The following is a 17,311-nucleotide window of genomic DNA, read 5'->3' on the forward strand; positions in this document are numbered from 1 at the left end:
ACTCCTTATAAATGTAAAAATTTTAGATTGTTAATTTAAAAAAGAAATAAAAATTCAATAAAATTTAGAGATATATTAAAATGGATCCTATAGACTAGATACTTTAATAAAGAGTGTCATCTATAGGGTTCTTTTTGTATGATTAATTATAAATAACAATTTGGAGGGGATTTATGGGTGAAATTATTTTTAGTGAAAGGGAGTTAAATAGTTAAAAATAATAGTAATGTTCAAAGAGTGAGTGGAAAATCTATAGCCTATTCAGATTCTTTTAAAAGAAAATTTGTTTCTTTATGTGGTATGCTTGAAGTTCAGTGCGGAATTATAATATAGGCTCAATCATTAAATGAGGAGCTTAATGATGATTTTATAGAATTCCTATATAGAAAGGCTTTATTAAGTTTATACCTTAATAAAAAAAGTTATATTTCAGCATAAAAAATAAGCTATTCAAGAAAAATATACAAATAATATTTCTTGAATAGCTATTTTATAGAATTTACTTTTATTGGTTCTTTTAGCCTGATGGCTATGGTTCAATACCGAAATCATCTTCTAGCTTCGTAGTCCTCTTTTTTATTTTGTCCTTGACATAGCGAAGAGATTCTAAGATATGTCTCTTTTTTAGTTCTTTAAACTAAAATAGTGAAATTTAGGTTTCATTAAGCACATATGCAATTAAAGATAAGTTTTTCTAAATAAATATAAAACTTAAAAATAAAAATAAAAAATCATATTATTTTTTAATAATGTGTATGTACTAGGTGGAATGTAATATCGGGATTGCTCCAACCAAGGTCATAAGGGACTAGAAGTCTATCTGTATTATGACATGTTACTAAAGGGTAACCTTTTGAGTCAAGTCCTGTAACTGTTGATATGTGTGTAATTCTACCTTTCTTTTCATAAGCAACAAAATCTCCAGGTCTAAGGTTATAAGAGGCTTTATAAACATCTTGATATTTCCCTTTAGATATTAAAGAACCTCTTCCACTTTCAATCATATAATTTTTAAAACCTTGGGCATTTACCCAAGCGATACTTCCAGCACCATCTATATAGTTCCAAGTATTATTTTTTTTGAAATTCCCACCTTCATGTAAAATTTGGGATGCAAAGTTTGCACAGTCACCACCAGCTGGGTTAAAATCTGTATATTTGTTATTATAGTTAAAACCATCTTCATCATCTGCAGCAGCACCACAGAATTTATGGGCATATGTCATAGCTTTCTTTACTCTATCAGGTAAATTTAATTCAGGTAGATTTTTTTTAGAGATATAATCTTTAATTTCTTGTGATTTTAAGTTGTTTAAGTCTAATGAGTCTGCAAATGGGTCAGTATACCATTCTTTTGTTATAATAAAGCTTTCATCTTCAAGTTTAATATTTAAATAATGATATGTACCTAAACGAAACATATTATCTTTTTTTTCATCATCATTATCATAATTATAATGAAATTCAGTTGATACTACAGCAATGGTACTGTATAAATTAGAATCTTTCTTTTTGATTTTCTTTACTTTCACTTTAGATTTAATTTCAGAAAAGGTTATTCCTTGTTTTTCACACCAATTACCTAAATATTTAATTTTTTTTGCTTCATTTTCAAAAGCGTAAAGACTTGGTTTTTGATTTAAGTTATAATATTTTCTAAGGCTATCTGAGTCAAATGAAAGAATAGAATCGTTTCTTTCAATGAATAATTCTGTTAATAATGGCTCAAGTTTTTTATATAGGTCATCGTTAAGCGTATCATTATCTTTTTCTATAAACTCAACATCAACTAAATAAGCTTGATTTGGAACAGCATAGACAACCTTTGAATATAAATTAATAGTAAGGGACAAGAATATAAATATGGGTAAGATGTTTTTGTAATTCAATTTTTACAACTCCTTTGTATTTAAAGTTAATAAGGATAGTTTAACCAAAAAAGATAAATTTAATTAAAAAGATTTGATATTAATAGCTAAGTAGTGTATAACATAGAATGAGTAGGAAGAAAGCTTTTAAGGAGATAAAGATGTTAGATATAATAGATGAATTCTTTTATGATATAGATAAAAAAGAAAATGAAAAGAAAAAAATAAACTTAGATGTAACTAAAGAAGAAGCATTAGAAAGCTTCTTAAAAGAAATTGAGTTATATCTTGGAGATTATGCTAAAGAGAGAACTATAAAGAGTAGTGAGGAAATATTAGATTTATGTTCAGAGTATGAAGATATTTTAAGTGATGAGGATATTTTTTACTACTATAGAGCCTATGGGGAGTTTTTAGATAATAATTTTAAGGATTCAATTACTGATATTGAAAAAGCTATTAGTATGGATGGTAAAGCTTTTGAGTATTATATTTTAAGGGGAAAAGCTTATGAAAAGTTAAGAAATGAAACAGAATCAATAATAAGCTTTTTAAAGGCATTAGAAATTAACCCTAAGAGTTTAGATGGGCTTAAAAGACTTGGATTTGTTTATATGAGCCTTGCCAGCACGAATGAAGCATTAGTATATTTTGAGAAGGCATATGTCCTAGAGAAAGAAGATCATGAAATTTATTCTGGGCTTGCAGGATGTTATTTTGAAGAAGGTGATATTGAAAAGGCATTAGAGTATATAACTAAAGCGATTGTTTTAGAAGGGAATAATGCAAATTATTATTATAATAGAGCAATTATACATAGGATGCTAGGTCTTGTAGAGAAATCTGTAACAGATTATAAAAAAACTATAAAAATTGAACCAGGGTATCATATAGCATATTTTTATTTAGCTGATTTATATATACAATTAAAAGAAATTGAGGAAGCTAGAGAGATATTAGAAGTACTTATAGCTATAAATGATAAGTATGCCGATGCATATATGAAACTTTCATATTGTCAGCTTATTGATAATAAATTTGATGATGCATTAGAATCTATTAGTAAGGCTATTTCGTTAGAGAAAGATAATACTGAGTATTATTATAAAAGAGCTGCTATTTATAGAGCTTTAGATGAGGATGATTTAGCATTAGAGGATTATTTGAATTTAGTAGAGTTAGATAATAAAAATCCGTATATATATGATTTGATTGGAAAAATATATATGGATAGAGAGGAATTTGAAATAGCAATAGAATTTCTTAAGAAGGGATTATTTTTAGAAACAACAGAAAGTTTTTATGGAAATATTGCAATTTGTAATTATCATTTAGAAAGATTTGAAGTTGCTAAAGAAAATTTTACAAAATCAATAGAGTTATCTAGTCAAAGTATTGCAGAAGATTATTTCTTTAGAGGAAAGTGTTCGTATTATTTAAAAGATGGCGATTTAGGAAAAGTGGATTTTTTAAAAACACTTGAAATTGGTGATGAAGAAAGTACTGGTGCTTTATATTATCTTTCATATATTGCATATACTAATTCAGAATTTGAAGAGGTTATAAAGTATGTAAATGAGTATTTAGAGGCTGAAGATGATGATTATATGCTTTTAAGAATGATATCAGCTTCATATAGTGAACTTTCAGAGTATGAGAAAGCACGGGAAGTTCTGTTTAGAGCAGAAAAAATATCAGATGGACTAGCAGAGTTATATAATGATATTGCACTTAGTTATTTTAATCAGGATATGATGGATAAATCTTTAGAGTATTATGATAAAGCAGAAAAAATCGATCCAAGTTTAGCAATTATTTATAGTAATAGAGCTTTAGTTAAAGAGGCGATTAAGGACTATAAATCTGCTATTAAAGATTACAAAAAAGCTATTAAAATTTCAGATGATATAAGCTATTATTTTGGAATAGCAAATTGTTATGAAAATTTAGATAAAAGAGATAAAGCATTAAGTATATATAATGAGCTTTTAGAGCAAAAAGAAGATAATATAATAGTTTTAGGTGAAATTGCATGGATTTATCATAAAAAAGGAGAGTATAAAATAGCACTTGAATTTTACGATAGAGCTTTGATGAAAGAAGATAATATTTATATTAAAGTTAAAAAATTAAAATTATTATTTGATACAGAGCAAAATGAAGAGTTAATAAAAGAGTCTAAAAAGGTTATCAAATCACTTGATAGTGTAGAATTTGAAAGCATTAAGTATGAACTAATGACTAATATGGCAGTTGTATATATGAAAGTTAAAAAAGTTGCAAAAGCTATTGAAGTATTAGAAAAATGTTTAGATTATGAACCTATAAAACAAGAAACATTAAAAAAATTAATAGATATTTATATTGCTAAAAAGGATAAAACTAAAGTGAATCATTATAGAACAATGCTGAAATATTAGTAAGAAAAGGATAATTATTTAGAAGATTTTAGGTTCTTACTTAAGTATGGGTATAAAAATTAAGGATACAACAAAAGGGCATTTTCGGATGCCCTTTTCTGATGTGTTAGTTATTCTAGTTATCTAAAGATGAGAAAGAACCTTTTAATTACACATATCTTTTATAGTTTATTTTCCTATTGTATATGCAATTATCTTAAGTCGTCCTTTAACTTCTATATTTCGAGTTAATTGTATTTGTCCTTGTCCTGAATTATTTCCAGAAGGAACACTTGAATTAATAAGTCTAATAGTAGTTTTTTCTGTTATAGGAATTAACCCTTGGGCATGTGTTGCACCGACAATAAGTTGAGGGTAGGTACATTTAATTAGTGGGCTTTCAAAGTTGGGGATGTTATCAATAACTTTAATAACACTAAATGAAAATTCTGAAACTTGCTCAATTCCCTCAATACATAGATACCAAGCCAAATCATAAAGTCCAATTTCTTCAAAAGTTATATCACCATTTCCTTCAAAAACAATAGCAGAATCTCTTGAGATTTTATCGCCATCCATTACAAAACTTATATCAACTTCATTAAAAATAATAGCAGATTTTGAAGGGATAGATATGAAATCTTTTGATTTTACTGATGAGGATGACGAAGAAAGTTTTCTTGCAGTTCCCGATGGTCCAAGATTACCTTTGACACCTTTATCACCAGTAAGTCCACGAAGACCTCTATCGCCAGTAAGTCCGCGAGGTCCCAAAAGTCCACGAGGACCTACAGAGCCTCTTTCCCCACGAGGTCCAGGATTTCCTTTATGACCTTCATCACCTTTAGGGCCAATAAGACCATTATCTCCTTTTTCTCCTTTTGGAGCAATTTCCATTGCTGTCATACCAGCTTGTACCACAGTATCAAGTGCTAAAACAACTACTGATTTTTGTTGCTCTGTAAAACCAGACAGATTAACTAGTTCAAATTCAAATGGTAATTGATTCTCATGTATATCTAAGATTGTATTACCACTTAAATAACCAGTTTTGAGTGGTGTAGAAGAAACTTTATAAGTAGGCTTATTATCTAACATATATTTTATTCCAAATGATACAGATGTCCCATAGGAACCACTTTGAGTACCAACCCACCAATTTATTAGGTATTTTCCAGGTTTTAAAATGCAGAATGTAGAATTATCATTTTTTTTGAAAAGAATATCTTTATCAGAGGAGTAATCAAAATTAAATTTAATTGCTTCTGAATATTCTAATGTAGAGTCTTCAGAGTTGAAAGTATATAAGAGAGCATCTAAAACAGCTGCCAATAGTATCACCTCTATTTTATATTTATAGTTATATAATATTCTATGCAAAAGGTAATAGTTACATAATGACCATGAATGAAAAAATATTTTATCGGAAAGTAAATTTTATATAAATTCCTGTAGATTTATTTAAATGAATACATATAATAAAATTAGAAGGTATCTAATATAATTAGTACAGTAGTAATATTTTAGGAGTAGACATGGACTATTTAAAGGAACTATTATATGAATTAGCATATGAGTTGGATTTTTATATAGAATCAGAGGATGAGTGCCGAAAAGCTTTGTACTGTATGGCTAAAATAAATGAACAAAGTTATAGTGTGGAAGATAGCGTTTATTCAGAAGATGATTTTTGGGCATTGAAAAAACATATTAATGAAACATTTGGAAAATAGTTTAAGTTATTTTTGAATAAATAATATAATTAAGAATATATCATTTAAAATGATGTATTCTTTTTTAATTTAGAAAAATAATATAGTTATTTATATGAAATTATACTGTATTTTAATGAAAATAAGATGAGAATCGTATATATGTAGCTCAAAAATGATTTTTTAATATTAAATGTGAATATGAAGATTTAATACTTTGTTATATAATTAAAATCTATATAAATTCAGTATAAAGGAGAGTAACACTTATGGAAAATTTAGAGGAAAGTTATACATTTTTAGCTATATTTCATAATGATGGTGAGCTTGGTTACTCAATAAAGTTCCCTAATTTTGATGAATGCTTTACTTATTCAGATACATTTGAACATGGCTTATTATTAGCTAAGGATATTTTAGAGTTTTATGTTTATGGAAGAGTAGAGGCTGATGAAAGTTTGCCAGTACCTCTTACCGTTAATGATGTAGAACTTATTGATATGAATGATAAAGCTATTGAGATAACTGTTAATATGAATAATTTTAAAGAAAGTATGAAAAAAAATCCGATAGATAGAGAAGAACATATACCAAGTTGGCTTACTCATATTGCAAAAAAGAATAAAGAAAATTTGGGGGATGCATTAGAAAGCTTAATTTTAACAATTGAAAAAGATTTAGAAGATAATTAAAATTATTAGATAGATATACTTATTGAGAATAAAAACGTGCAAAGGATAGATATTCCTATGCACATTTTTTGATTTTAATAGGAAATGCTCACTTCAAGATTTAGCTAAGTAGTGAGTAGTTTACGTTATAGCTATAAATACATCTTCAGGATAACTGTCTTATTAGAAAGAATAAATCCTTCAATATGAATATTTGCAAATATTTTAATTTTATTTTTTTCTTGATAAACATCAAAAATATGTGCATCAACGATATTGAATTGACCTTTATAATATTTACCGTATTTTTGAAGAGCAACTTCTGTTGCTATTTTTTTTGCAATGTTATCACCAGTATAAGAATAATCAGGCAAGGACTCATAGTTTTCATATACGATAGGTAAAAAATCTTGTTTTAAATTAGTATTGTTTTCAATTTCAATAATTGTAGGATTACTATTGGGAGTAAGGTCTATAGCACTAGGAGTTGATGTAGTGCTTATAATAGTAAATGTAAGTAGCAAAGTCGTCATAATTAGGATTAAAGTAATTATAGTTTTAGGTTTTTTATAAGATAATATATTTTTAATTCTGCTTTTTATAGAACTACTTCCAAAAGCAAGTTTATTTATTATAGATTGATCATTTATAGCGATTGATAGTAGTGAATTTGAATAATCTTTTTTTATATCTTTTCCAAGTTTTGATATCACTGCCTCGTCACAAGACATTTCAATATCTTTAGTCATAAGGTTATAAGAAATTCAAATAAGTGGGTTAAACCAGTGTATACAAGCTGTTATATAAAAAATCAGTTTGATTATATAGTCATATCTTTTAATATGAATTTTTTCATGTTCGAGAATATATTCCTCTTCGTGACTTTTTATAGCTACAGGTATATATATTTTAGGTTTTAAAATTCCTAATACAAAGGGTGTTTTAATGGTATCAGATTGATAGATATTATCTTTTGTATTATAAGATGTTTTGAGAGTTTTTTTGAATTTATTAAAATTAAAAAAACTATATGAAAGGATGAATATAACAACTAAAAACCAAATTATTGATGTTATTTGTGTAAAGGGTATGCTAGTCATAGGACTAGTAGGTGGTATTGTAATAGCAGTGTTTATGGATCTAGGTATAGAACTTGTAATATCTTCTAGAGAATAAATATTAATAGGGCTTATAGGCATTAATCCTCCATATGACTTTCTATCAAATTTTTAATTTCTATGATTTCATTTTTCTTTAGTATTTTTCCATTCATAAAAGCAGTTAAAAATTTGGGTAAAGATCCATTGAAGGAAGTTTCTATAAATTCTTCACTTTGCATCTTAGAATAATCGTTTCTAGAAATTAAAGAAGTGACTATAGTATTTTCATTTTTGAAAAATCCTTTACTAGAAAGTTTTTTTAGGATTGTGTAGGTAGTAGATTTTTTCCAAGACAACAAAATTTCGCATTTTATAACTAGTTCTCCAGAGTTCATAGGCTCATTATCCCAAATTATATTTGCAAATTTAGTTTCAGCTTCACCAAGTTTATACAATAAAAACATCTCCTTCTTGCATGAGGTCTATTGATAGTAGACCGTATTTATTTATAAGCATATCATCAATGAATTTAATTTACAATATTTCCCTTGTTTTTTTATAAAATAAAATTTAATATATAGAAGAAAATAGTTAAGAAGAGGTGAAAGTGATGATAAAGTTTGAAGAAAATGGTGTTGTTTTTAATTTAAGAACAGCGGGAATTATTATAGAGGATGGATATGTATTTTTAGAAAGAAAAGAAAGTGATGATTTTTGGTCTATCCCAGGTGGTAGAACAGAATTTATGGAAGAAACTTATGATACTGTTATAAGAGAGTATAAAGAAGAGTTAAATGCTATTGTAAAACCTATAAGACAAGTGTACCTTACAGAAGATTTCTTTGTATATGAGAAAAGTCAGTATCATGAGATAGGTTTTTACTATTTAACAGAACTTGTCAGTAGAGAGTTTGCAGATAAGAATAAAACATACATAGGAAAAGAAGGCAGGGAAGATTTAATTTATAAGTGGTTTAATTTAGAGCTTATAAATAATATTAAGGTTTATCCAAAGTTTTTAGAAGAAGGACTTTTAAATATTCCAGATAAAATTGAAAAGATTATACAAAAGTAATTTTTAATGAAGTTAGCCATACAGATAGCATGGATTCATATGGGTTTAAACTTAGTATAGATGGAAAAATTTTATATTATAGTGGAGATGCAAATTGCATACCTATAAATATTTTAAATGAATTTTTAATAAGAGATATTGATTAGATCTATCACGATACTTGTGGAGTAGATTATAAAGGAAATGGACATATGTATATAGGAAAGATAGAAAAAACAATACTAGAGCATTTGAGAGGCTTTGTACACTGTATGCATATAGATAAGTATATTGATGAAAAGGAAGTTGTAGAAAAAGGCTTTAAGATAGCTTCTCTTGTAACAGAGAAGTGATAAAGAGGTATATTAAATTAGAATTTAATAGTTAAAACTAGCAGTAGGAGAATTTTATCTCCTACTGCTTTTGATTTTTAAAGTGTTAATAAAAGTCGAAATATGACTAACGATTATTAGAAATAAAATTCAGTATTGTATTTACAAAATTTAGTAATTATAATATGATATTAGTGTACTAGAAAGGTAGTACAGTTGGAGGTGATTAAAAATTGGATTTTAGAAATATAGAATTTAATAATAGTGAACCTATTTATATGCAAATTGTAGATTTAGTTAAAAGAAAAGTTGCTATAGGTGAACTTTGTGAAAATGAAAAGTTACCATCTATAAGAGAGATGTCATTAGCTTTAAAAGTTAATCCTAATACAATGCAAAGAGCATATTCAAAGCTTGAAGAATTAGAGGTAACTTACACTAAAAGAGGAATGGGTTCATTTATTAGTGAGGTTAAAAAAGAAGCAGATTTACAACTTGAAATGGCAAAGCAAATTTCAAGAAAATTTATAATTGATATGGATGGTATAGGTATATCAAAAGAAGGGGCAATAGAGATATTGAAGTCAGAAAGTTTATAGTTAAAAGAATTTGAGAATGAAGGAGAAGTTATGGTTAAATTAGTGAATTTAAATAAGCGTTATGGTAATAAAGTGATTTTGGATAATGTTAACTTAGAAATTTTAAAAGGTGAAATTATAGGTGTAGTAGCCCCTAATGCTGAGGGTAAGAGTACACTATTAAAAATTCTTGGGGGTCAAATAAATATTGATAGTGGTGAGTATTTCTTTGATGGAGAAAAAATGAGTGTATTATCAAAAGGGAAAATAGGATATATGAGTGATGTTCCTATAATTCCAAGTGATTGGTATGTCAGTGATGCTTGTGATTATTATAGTAAATATTTTAAACTTTTTGATAGAAATAAATGTGAAAAAATGCTTGGGAAATTTAATCTAAAAAATAATGATGAAGTAAAAAAGTTATCTAAGGGCCAAAATGAAAAGTTGCATTTAGCATTAGCATTATCAATTAAGGCAAGATTATATATTCTAGATGAGCCATTTGCAGCCATAGATATAATTGATAGAGAAGAAATAATTAGAATGATTTTAGAAAATTTTGATATGGAAAGTACAATTATTATCTCAAGTCATTTAGTATCTGAAATTGAAGGTGTTTTAGATAGAGTTATTTTATTGAAAAAAGGAAAGATTGTTTGTAATAGTTTAGTTGAAGATTTAAGACTAGAGGGTAAATCTTTAGTTAGTTTATATAAAGGGGTGTATGGGAATGAGTGGAATTAAAAAAGATTGGAATTATGATATGACGAGTGCATTTAGACAAGTTCAGTTATTAATCATAGGTGTTGGAATTATTGTTATAGCAATGAAGTTTTTTGTAAGCGAAGATTTTGGAGGGCTGATTTCACGGGTTTATGCTAATCTAATCATGCTAATTATATTTTTATGTTTTTTATATCCTATTTTTATATTGAAAAATGTAATACCACAAATAGGTTTAAAAAAGCCATATATGAATATAAGTAATATTCCACTTACAAAAAAAGAATTATTTATTGCAGAATTAAAACCGAGTATTATGCCAATAACTATATTTGTAATATTTGGGATTGTAATAAATGGAGTTTTATTTGGTAAAAGTGAGATAGTTCCAGCAATAAGCTATGTAATAGATGCATTTTTGATTTCATTAATTATATTTTTTCAAACTTTTATAGCTACTATCTTATGTCTTGTAAAAGGATTTGGAAAGAAAAAAGGTATGTTTACTATTTTAGGATTTGATTTGATAATAGCTTTAATATTTATATATATAGAAAAGTTTTTTAAAGACCCAGCATTATTCTTGCTTATAGCAGGAGGAACAGTCTTTATTTTAAGTTTTATAGGATTTATAAAGTATTGGAATGATATAGAAAAGACATATAATTAAAAAAAGATATAAATAGTAAATAGACATGCATAATTCAACTATGCATGTCTATTTTTATATTATTTAAATATTTCAAAGTCTTCTTCAGTAATTTCACTTACAGGTGGCTTTAAATTTTCAAAAGTAAAGTAAGTTGCCATTGTTTTCTCAAAGTCCTCTAAAACAGGTTTAATATCTTCTACACTACCTTTTATATCTATATCAAGAGGAATACGTTCTGTTCCAAAAATATAGTTTGGTGCTATATAATCAAGTTTATCTTTTAAGATAGTTTTAAGCATATTTGGCTGTAAAAACTTTTCTTTAGGTTTCTGATTAATCAAGTATTTAACTATATTATCTTCTTTGTATAAACTAGCATGGTCTTCAAATAATTTTATAAGAATAGGAGCCTTTATATTATAAAGATATTCTACTAAAGCATAGCAGTTAAGACCACCATCAAGAAGTGGTGGGAAGTTGTACACTTTTTCATGCTTAGTTATAGAATAAAGATAAATTCTATATAGTTTTTTCATCTCTTCATCAAAAGATATGTCAAGGTCGCCTTTTAATTCATCAGATAGCTTTTCTAAAGATTTATTCTCATAATAAGTGGCAAGACCTTCTACTATCCAAAGATTTGGAGGTGTTACAAGCTCTTGCTTTGGAACAAGTTCTTGCATAAAAGCTAAGAATATTTTATTAGATAAAAACTTATAATCTTGCTTACTAGTTTCATCAAAGGACATAGTTATACTTGACTTACTTGCACCTGCAAAAATTCTTTTCTTTGAAGTATTTTTTAAAAGTGTAAGATTTAAATCAATTTTCTTTTTGAATAAACCACAATAGTAGCTATAAATAGTATTTACAGTTGTTTTTACAGTTTCTGGTATATCATAATTTGCAAATAAATTTAAACGAGCATTTTTAGGAATAGCACTATCTGTAAATACATAAGAGGCTTTACCGAATTCAAATACTTCATTAAACCCCTTTGCTACAAGTGCAACTTTGTTATTGCTACTATTAGTAGTGAATGGAATTATAGAGTTTTTATATCCTTTAAACCTAAAGTCTACAGTTATATCAAAACAATTTTCACTATCAAGTTTTCCAAGTTTTAAAGCTTCCATAGGCATTAGAAATACTTGTTCCCCAGCAAAAGCAATAATATCATTTTTAATAGCACCAAGAGTTCCAAACCTTGAACTTGTTTCAAGTTCAATAGTGTATTCTACAAGTAGAGAATCTTTTTTATCAAGTTTAAAATACATAAAGTTCTTATCTTGTTTTACAGGAACAAAAGCACTAGCATTTGTAATTTTAGTCTTTCCTTTATAAAGTTTTAAAGTTTCCATCTGTGGAAGATTTTTTATAAATAAATTTACTTTTAACGTTTTCTTTTTGATTGATTCTAATTCGACATTAAAGTCCATAACGATATTTCTCATAATCACTAACCCCTTGTAAATAATTTCATTGGCTTATAATCTATTATAACTTTTATTTCCTTTAATTGGTATAAAATTTATGTAAAATTAATAAGTAGTTTATAAATTTTTATTAAGGAAACAAAAAAGACAAGCTATATAAGTATAAGCTTGTCAAAGTAATTTAATTCTTAATTTTATTATTTTTTTTCAGGGTTACTTTATAAATTATAAATACTAATATGAAAAGCATAAAAATAGAGAATAAAATTATAAATTTATTTTCTATAAAGCCTGCAATAAGATAACTAATAGCAGTTACTACAGCAGCTACTAATGCATAAGGAGTTTGAGTTTTAACATGGTCTATCAAATCACAACCAGCACCAGTTGAAGAAAGAATAGTTGTATCTGATATTGGTGAGCAATGGTCACCAAAAAGTCCACCAGATAAAACTGCCCCAATAGATACAAAGAGTGGAGCATTAAGGCTTACTGCAAGAGGAACTGCAAGTGGTATCATTATTGCAAATGTGCCCCAGGAGCTTCCAGTAGCAAAGGACATACAAGCACCACAAATAAATATTAATAATGGAATTAAGAAAACGGGAAGATTTCCATCAACTATTTGGATAATAAATGAAGATGTTCCAAGATTTTTTATAACAGATCCAAGAGACCATGCAAGAATAAGGGTTATTGCAACATAAACCATTCTTTGCATTCCACTAATATATAAATCAAATGATTCTTTGAAAGTTTTAATTTTATTTTTTAGCATAAGAAGTATTATACTAATTGCTGCAAATAGATAGCTTGTACTAAGAGCAACCCTAAATGTACCACCATCTATCTTTTTAAATGGAAAACCTAGTGGTACAAGTATTACAAGAAGAGTTCCAAGTAGTACTAAAATAGGAATAAAGACAAGTGAAGGCTTACTTTTTATCTCGCCAGCTTCATCAAATTTATCACCTTTTCTCATTGGATTTGAACCTTTAGGATGAATAAGTCCTTCCTCTGATACTCTTTTTTCAGCTTTTGCCATAGGTCCAAAATCAAGACCAATTACACAAATAAGTGGTACAAGTACTAAGCAGAGTATAGGATAAAATTGAAAAGGAATAGCATTAATAAATGCAGTATAATCTGATATTGGTAGATTTAAAGTTTGAAACTCTTTTTCTAAAAGTCCCATAACATAACCCCCCCAGCCTATAAATGGCACAAGGACAGCTACAGGAGAGGCTGTAGAATCTATAATCCAAGCAAGTTTCTCACGAGATATTTTTGCTTTATCAAATATAGGTTCAAATATAGGTCCAACTATAAGTGGTGTGCCAAGGTCAGAGAAGAATATTAAAATTCCTCCAATCCAAGCACTTAAAACAGTTTTGATTTTTGTATTGATAAATTTAGATACGCTAATAGCAAAAGCCTTAGCACCTCCAGAGTACTCCATAAGAGCAACAAATCCACCTATAAAACTAAGTAATACAATTACTCCAGCATTATAACTATCTGTAAGTTGAACAAAGAAATAATCACCAATAACACTTTGTATGCTAGTGAAGGGATTATAATTATTCAAAATCAAAACTCCAGAGAATAGTCCTGTGAATAAAGAAATTATTACATTTTTAGTTTTTATTGCTAGTATTATAGTCAAAATTGGTGGTATTAAAGATAAAAGTCCAAAATCTTGCATATTGATCACCTCGAATTAAATTTATATTTATACATAATTTTAGTATAAAATTACATTTAATGCAAGGAAATGGAAATAAAAAAGTTAAAATTCTTCAATAAGTACTATTGCATTTATAAAAATATATTTTTTTTTAAGGATATGAAGTTCTACAATTCCATTATCAGAAGTTTTTACATAAACATCATTACCTTGATATTCTTTTAAAATAGTCCCGTTATCTGAGTATATAGTAGCTTTACATCTGACGCCTATAATACTATTTTTATAATTTTTAAAAAATCGTTTTGTTGGACAAAAAAAGAAATTGAGCACTAAAAATATTGAAATTATAGAAGTAATAATTAGTAATATGATACCAAGTCTTTTAGGCAAATAAATCACTCCTAAACTTAAATTTATAAGATTAGTTTTTCTAGATAGGGAGGAGTTTATGCAGGCAATTTGAAATTACTCGTATAAATATAAAGGCAGTCTTTGAGGCGTAATATATACGTACCAAAGACTGCTTTTATTTATTTTATAAATTAGTAGTTATAGTTTTTAGTAAATGAATTCGTCATTTATTTATTAAATTGATCCAAGTTGTGCTAAAACTTCAGCATTTTTGTGTGTAGTATTAAAGTTTTGTGTATTAAAATAATCTTCAGTATAAATCTTATAACTATATTGAGAAGTTCTATATGTGTAATAAGATTCTGTTGATAAAATTCCATCTGCATTAAATGGTAAGTTGTTTGCATTTATAAGTGCTATATATGAATTAGCAAACGTTGTATCTACATTTATCCAGCCCATTGATGGAATGTAAACTTGATTCCAAGCGTGAGAGATCCAGTGATCATTTCCAAATCCTTGACCTGCAACAACTCTAGTTGTTAATCCAGCATCATTAGCCATTACAGCATATAGTGTACTAAAATCTTCACAAATACCTTCTCTAGTATTAAAAGCATTTATAGCTCCACAATTAGTTGATTCATTTCCATTTAATACAGCATTTTCTTCTGATTTGCTATAATACATATTTCTAGCAACCCAAACATATAAAGCTTGTGCTTTTTGATAATCATTTGAACAGCTACTTGTAATGTCTCTAGCTGTTTGTGCTATAGAAGAATCACTTTTTAACTGAGAAGAAATAGTTGAACCATTTACATTGATATTTCCTCCTGGTAATGAAAGTTTATTATTCTCTATAGGAGAATTATAGTGAGGTTTATGTTTAACAACTGTTTTTATTGAATTAGTAGATGAAACTATTGATGATTTATTTGAACTTGGTTTAGATTGTATATTATTAGCAGGCTTTGGTACAAAGCTATGTTTAGGAGATACTTTGTGTGTAGGTGCTGCAATCTTTGTTTCTTTATGAACAGGAGCATTAAAAGTATGAGATTCACTAGTAACAACTGAAGTAGTTTTATGAGTATTTATATCACTCTGAGGTTTTTTTATTTCAGTATTTTGAGTGTTTTGGATTTTTTTAGTACTAGTGTTAGATATTGAACTTTTAATATTAGATTTACCCTTTGTATTATCTAGAGTGTTATTTGATTTTGGAAGTAAGCTATTTCTTTTTAATGATTCATTTTTTCTAGCTAAAATATCACTATCACTATCACTATCACTATCACTAGCTTTATGTTCATTCTTTTTATTTCTATTTGTTCTACTTGTAATTGTTGTGTGTGATTGTCCTAATACAGGAAGTTTAAAACTATGTACTCCCGTCGCAATTCCTGCTGTAATAATTGTTGCTACTAATAAAGGTGTTATTTTTCTTTTTCCCATAATAATTACTCCTGACGATTTAAATTTATTGATATGTAAATGTTTTTTTTTTAATACTACTATTTGATAATATCATTTAGGGTTTTAATCATCAATTTAGTTAAAATGAAAAATTATAGAAAAAAAGCCTTTTATTGTAATATGTATAGAAATATATATATTTAATTATATTATTTAATTAAATATATAATTAAATAATATAAAAATGAAAAAAATAATAGTTATAATCATAATTTTAATTAAATTAAAGTTATAATTATAACTATTAAAGAGAGAAGGCGAAATTTATTTCATTTAACAAATAATTATTATAAAGTTTTAAGAATCGATATTATTTTGGATTAAAATGGTAAATGAGGTGAGTGTAATGAAAATGAATTTTAATGAAAAGAAAATGTTAGCAAGTGATTTAGATGGAACACTTATATTAAAAGATATAATTATGGAAAAAGATAGACAAGCTATTAGAGATTTCAGAGAGAGAGGTGGTATTTTTACTGTTTCAACAGGTAGACCACTAAATGGAGTTGCTACATTAGATGTAGATAATGAAATAGAGATAGATTATTATGTTTTGCTCAATGGAGCTTTAATATTAGATTCTAAGAAGAATCAGGTTAAACATATATTAATGGAAAATACAGTTATAAAAGAAATACTAGATGATATTTTAACAAAGGAAATGAGAATTGGAATAGATACAGGGTATAAAACTTATCTTTTTAATGAAAGAGATGATTTTCCATTTAAAAACTTCCAAGCTATAACTTCATTTGATGAAATAAAGGAAGATGTAAGTTTATTAGCAATAGCTTTTGATAATAAACCATTTGAAGAAATAGAAAGTTTGAAAAACTATATAAATCATAAATATGGAACATTTATAAGTGCATATAGAAATACATGTTACATAGATATAGTCCCAAAAGGATGTTCTAAAGGAAATGGAGTTCAACTTGTGAGTGAAATGGCAAAAGTAAAGTGTGATAATGTTTATACTATAGGTGATTCATATAATGACGTTGCTATGTTTGAGATTACATCAAATTCATTTACATTCCATAGAGCTGAAGAAGGGTTGAAAAGTATTGCAAAAAATATAGTAGAAGATGTTGCACAGTGTATAAATGATTATATTTTAATCTAAATCAAAAAGAGGTTTTATTATAAAATTAGTAGCTTTTGATATATATGATATGAATAGAAAATTTTTTCTTATAGTATATATTAACCTGAATAATTCATAAAAAAATAAGAGCCATATCCAATACGGCTCCACGACTG

16 protein-coding genes and 1 pseudogene are annotated in these 17,311 nt (G+C 27.0%); 9 read left to right on the forward strand and 8 right to left on the reverse strand.

Annotated features, from left to right (window positions below; all coding sequences use genetic code 11):
- Nucleotides 1–743: 743 nt before the first annotated feature.
- The gene (locus Q0V24_RS14645; protein ID WP_297522530.1) at nt 744–1,889 is read right to left on the reverse strand and encodes an amidase domain-containing protein; all 1,146 of its coding nucleotides are present in this window, start codon (nt 1,887–1,889) and stop codon (nt 744–746) included.
- Nucleotides 1,890–2,029: 140 nt separating this feature from the next.
- Between Q0V24_RS14645 and Q0V24_RS14650 the strand changes: the two genes are divergently transcribed.
- The gene (locus tag Q0V24_RS14650; RefSeq protein WP_297522531.1) at nt 2,030–4,288 is read left to right on the forward strand and encodes a tetratricopeptide repeat protein; all 2,259 of its coding nucleotides are present in this window, start codon (nt 2,030–2,032) and stop codon (nt 4,286–4,288) included.
- 168 nt (nt 4,289–4,456) lie between these two features.
- On the opposite strand, the gene Q0V24_RS14655 is transcribed toward Q0V24_RS14650, so the two are convergent.
- Nucleotides 4,457–5,599 (reverse strand): hypothetical protein, encoded by a 1,143-nt coding sequence (locus Q0V24_RS14655; protein ID WP_297522532.1) that lies wholly within the window; start codon nt 5,597–5,599, stop codon nt 4,457–4,459.
- Nucleotides 5,600–5,802: 203 nt separating this feature from the next.
- Here Q0V24_RS14655 and Q0V24_RS14660 point away from each other — a divergent pair, with 203 nt between their 5' ends.
- Nucleotides 5,803–6,000 carry a hypothetical protein gene (locus Q0V24_RS14660; protein WP_297522533.1) on the forward strand — a complete coding sequence of 66 codons (198 nt, stop codon included), beginning with the start codon at nt 5,803–5,805 and terminating at the stop codon, nt 5,998–6,000.
- Between the two features lie 248 nt (nt 6,001–6,248).
- Nucleotides 6,249–6,671 carry a type II toxin-antitoxin system HicB family antitoxin gene (locus tag Q0V24_RS14665; protein WP_297522534.1) on the forward strand — a complete coding sequence of 141 codons (423 nt, stop codon included), beginning with the start codon at nt 6,249–6,251 and terminating at the stop codon, nt 6,669–6,671.
- A 131-nt stretch (nt 6,672–6,802) separates the two neighbouring features.
- Here the strand turns inward: Q0V24_RS14665 and Q0V24_RS14670 are convergent.
- Together Q0V24_RS14670 and Q0V24_RS14675 are read right to left on the reverse strand one after the other, a co-directional pair.
- A pseudogene (locus tag Q0V24_RS14670) lies at nt 6,803–7,849 on the reverse strand (M56 family metallopeptidase).
- Nucleotides 7,849–8,214 (reverse strand): BlaI/MecI/CopY family transcriptional regulator, encoded by a 366-nt coding sequence (locus Q0V24_RS14675; RefSeq protein ID WP_297522535.1) that lies wholly within the window; start codon nt 8,212–8,214, stop codon nt 7,849–7,851. Before Q0V24_RS14675 ends, Q0V24_RS14670 begins: the two are co-directional and overlap by 1 nt.
- 146 nt (nt 8,215–8,360) lie before the next feature.
- Between Q0V24_RS14675 and Q0V24_RS14680 the strand changes: the two genes are divergently transcribed.
- The 5 genes from Q0V24_RS14680 to Q0V24_RS14700 all read left to right on the forward strand — a co-directional run bounded on the left by Q0V24_RS14680 (nt 8,361) and on the right by Q0V24_RS14700 (nt 11,110).
- Complete coding sequence (locus Q0V24_RS14680; protein WP_297522536.1) at nt 8,361–8,825, forward strand: NUDIX domain-containing protein; 465 nt, start codon at nt 8,361–8,363, stop codon at nt 8,823–8,825.
- A gap of 191 nt (nt 8,826–9,016) precedes the next feature.
- Nucleotides 9,017–9,157: a hypothetical protein gene (locus tag Q0V24_RS14685; RefSeq protein ID WP_297522537.1), complete on the forward strand. Its 141-nt coding sequence runs from the start codon at nt 9,017–9,019 to the stop codon at nt 9,155–9,157.
- Nucleotides 9,158–9,369: 212 nt separating this feature from the next.
- Nucleotides 9,370–9,735 (forward strand): GntR family transcriptional regulator, encoded by a 366-nt coding sequence (locus Q0V24_RS14690; protein WP_297522538.1) that lies wholly within the window; start codon nt 9,370–9,372, stop codon nt 9,733–9,735.
- Between the two features lie 30 nt (nt 9,736–9,765).
- The gene (locus Q0V24_RS14695; protein ID WP_297522539.1) at nt 9,766–10,461 is read left to right on the forward strand and encodes an ATP-binding cassette domain-containing protein; all 696 of its coding nucleotides are present in this window, start codon (nt 9,766–9,768) and stop codon (nt 10,459–10,461) included.
- Entirely contained in the window at nt 10,448–11,110 is a 663-nt protein-coding gene (locus tag Q0V24_RS14700) for a hypothetical protein (protein WP_297522540.1), read from the forward strand. The genes Q0V24_RS14695 and Q0V24_RS14700 overlap by 14 nt, the downstream gene beginning before the upstream one ends.
- A gap of 59 nt (nt 11,111–11,169) precedes the next feature.
- Here Q0V24_RS14700 and Q0V24_RS14705 read toward each other — a convergent pair whose 3' ends face one another.
- The 4 genes from Q0V24_RS14705 to Q0V24_RS14720 form a co-directional block, all read right to left on the reverse strand.
- A complete protein-coding gene (locus Q0V24_RS14705; RefSeq protein WP_297522541.1) occupies nt 11,170–12,546 on the reverse strand; it encodes a hypothetical protein in 1,377 nt (458 codons plus the stop codon).
- A 163-nt stretch (nt 12,547–12,709) separates the two neighbouring features.
- Nucleotides 12,710–14,233, reverse strand: a complete 1,524-nt coding sequence (locus tag Q0V24_RS14710) for a Na+/H+ antiporter NhaC family protein (protein WP_297522542.1) — start codon at nt 14,231–14,233, stop codon at nt 12,710–12,712.
- 84 nt (nt 14,234–14,317) lie between these two features.
- A complete protein-coding gene (locus tag Q0V24_RS14715; protein ID WP_297522543.1) occupies nt 14,318–14,608 on the reverse strand; it encodes a hypothetical protein in 291 nt (96 codons plus the stop codon).
- 195 nt (nt 14,609–14,803) lie between these two features.
- Complete coding sequence (locus Q0V24_RS14720) at nt 14,804–16,027, reverse strand: transglutaminase family protein (RefSeq protein WP_297522544.1); 1,224 nt, start codon at nt 16,025–16,027, stop codon at nt 14,804–14,806.
- 367 nt (nt 16,028–16,394) lie between these two features.
- Between Q0V24_RS14720 and Q0V24_RS14725 the strand changes: the two genes are divergently transcribed.
- Nucleotides 16,395–17,174 (forward strand): HAD-IIB family hydrolase, encoded by a 780-nt coding sequence (locus tag Q0V24_RS14725; RefSeq protein WP_297522545.1) that lies wholly within the window; start codon nt 16,395–16,397, stop codon nt 17,172–17,174.
- Nucleotides 17,175–17,311: the final 137 nt, after the last annotated feature.

It is taken from the genome of uncultured Clostridium sp. (assembly GCF_947039605.1).
GTDB lineage: Bacteria > Bacillota > Clostridia > Clostridiales > Clostridiaceae > Sarcina.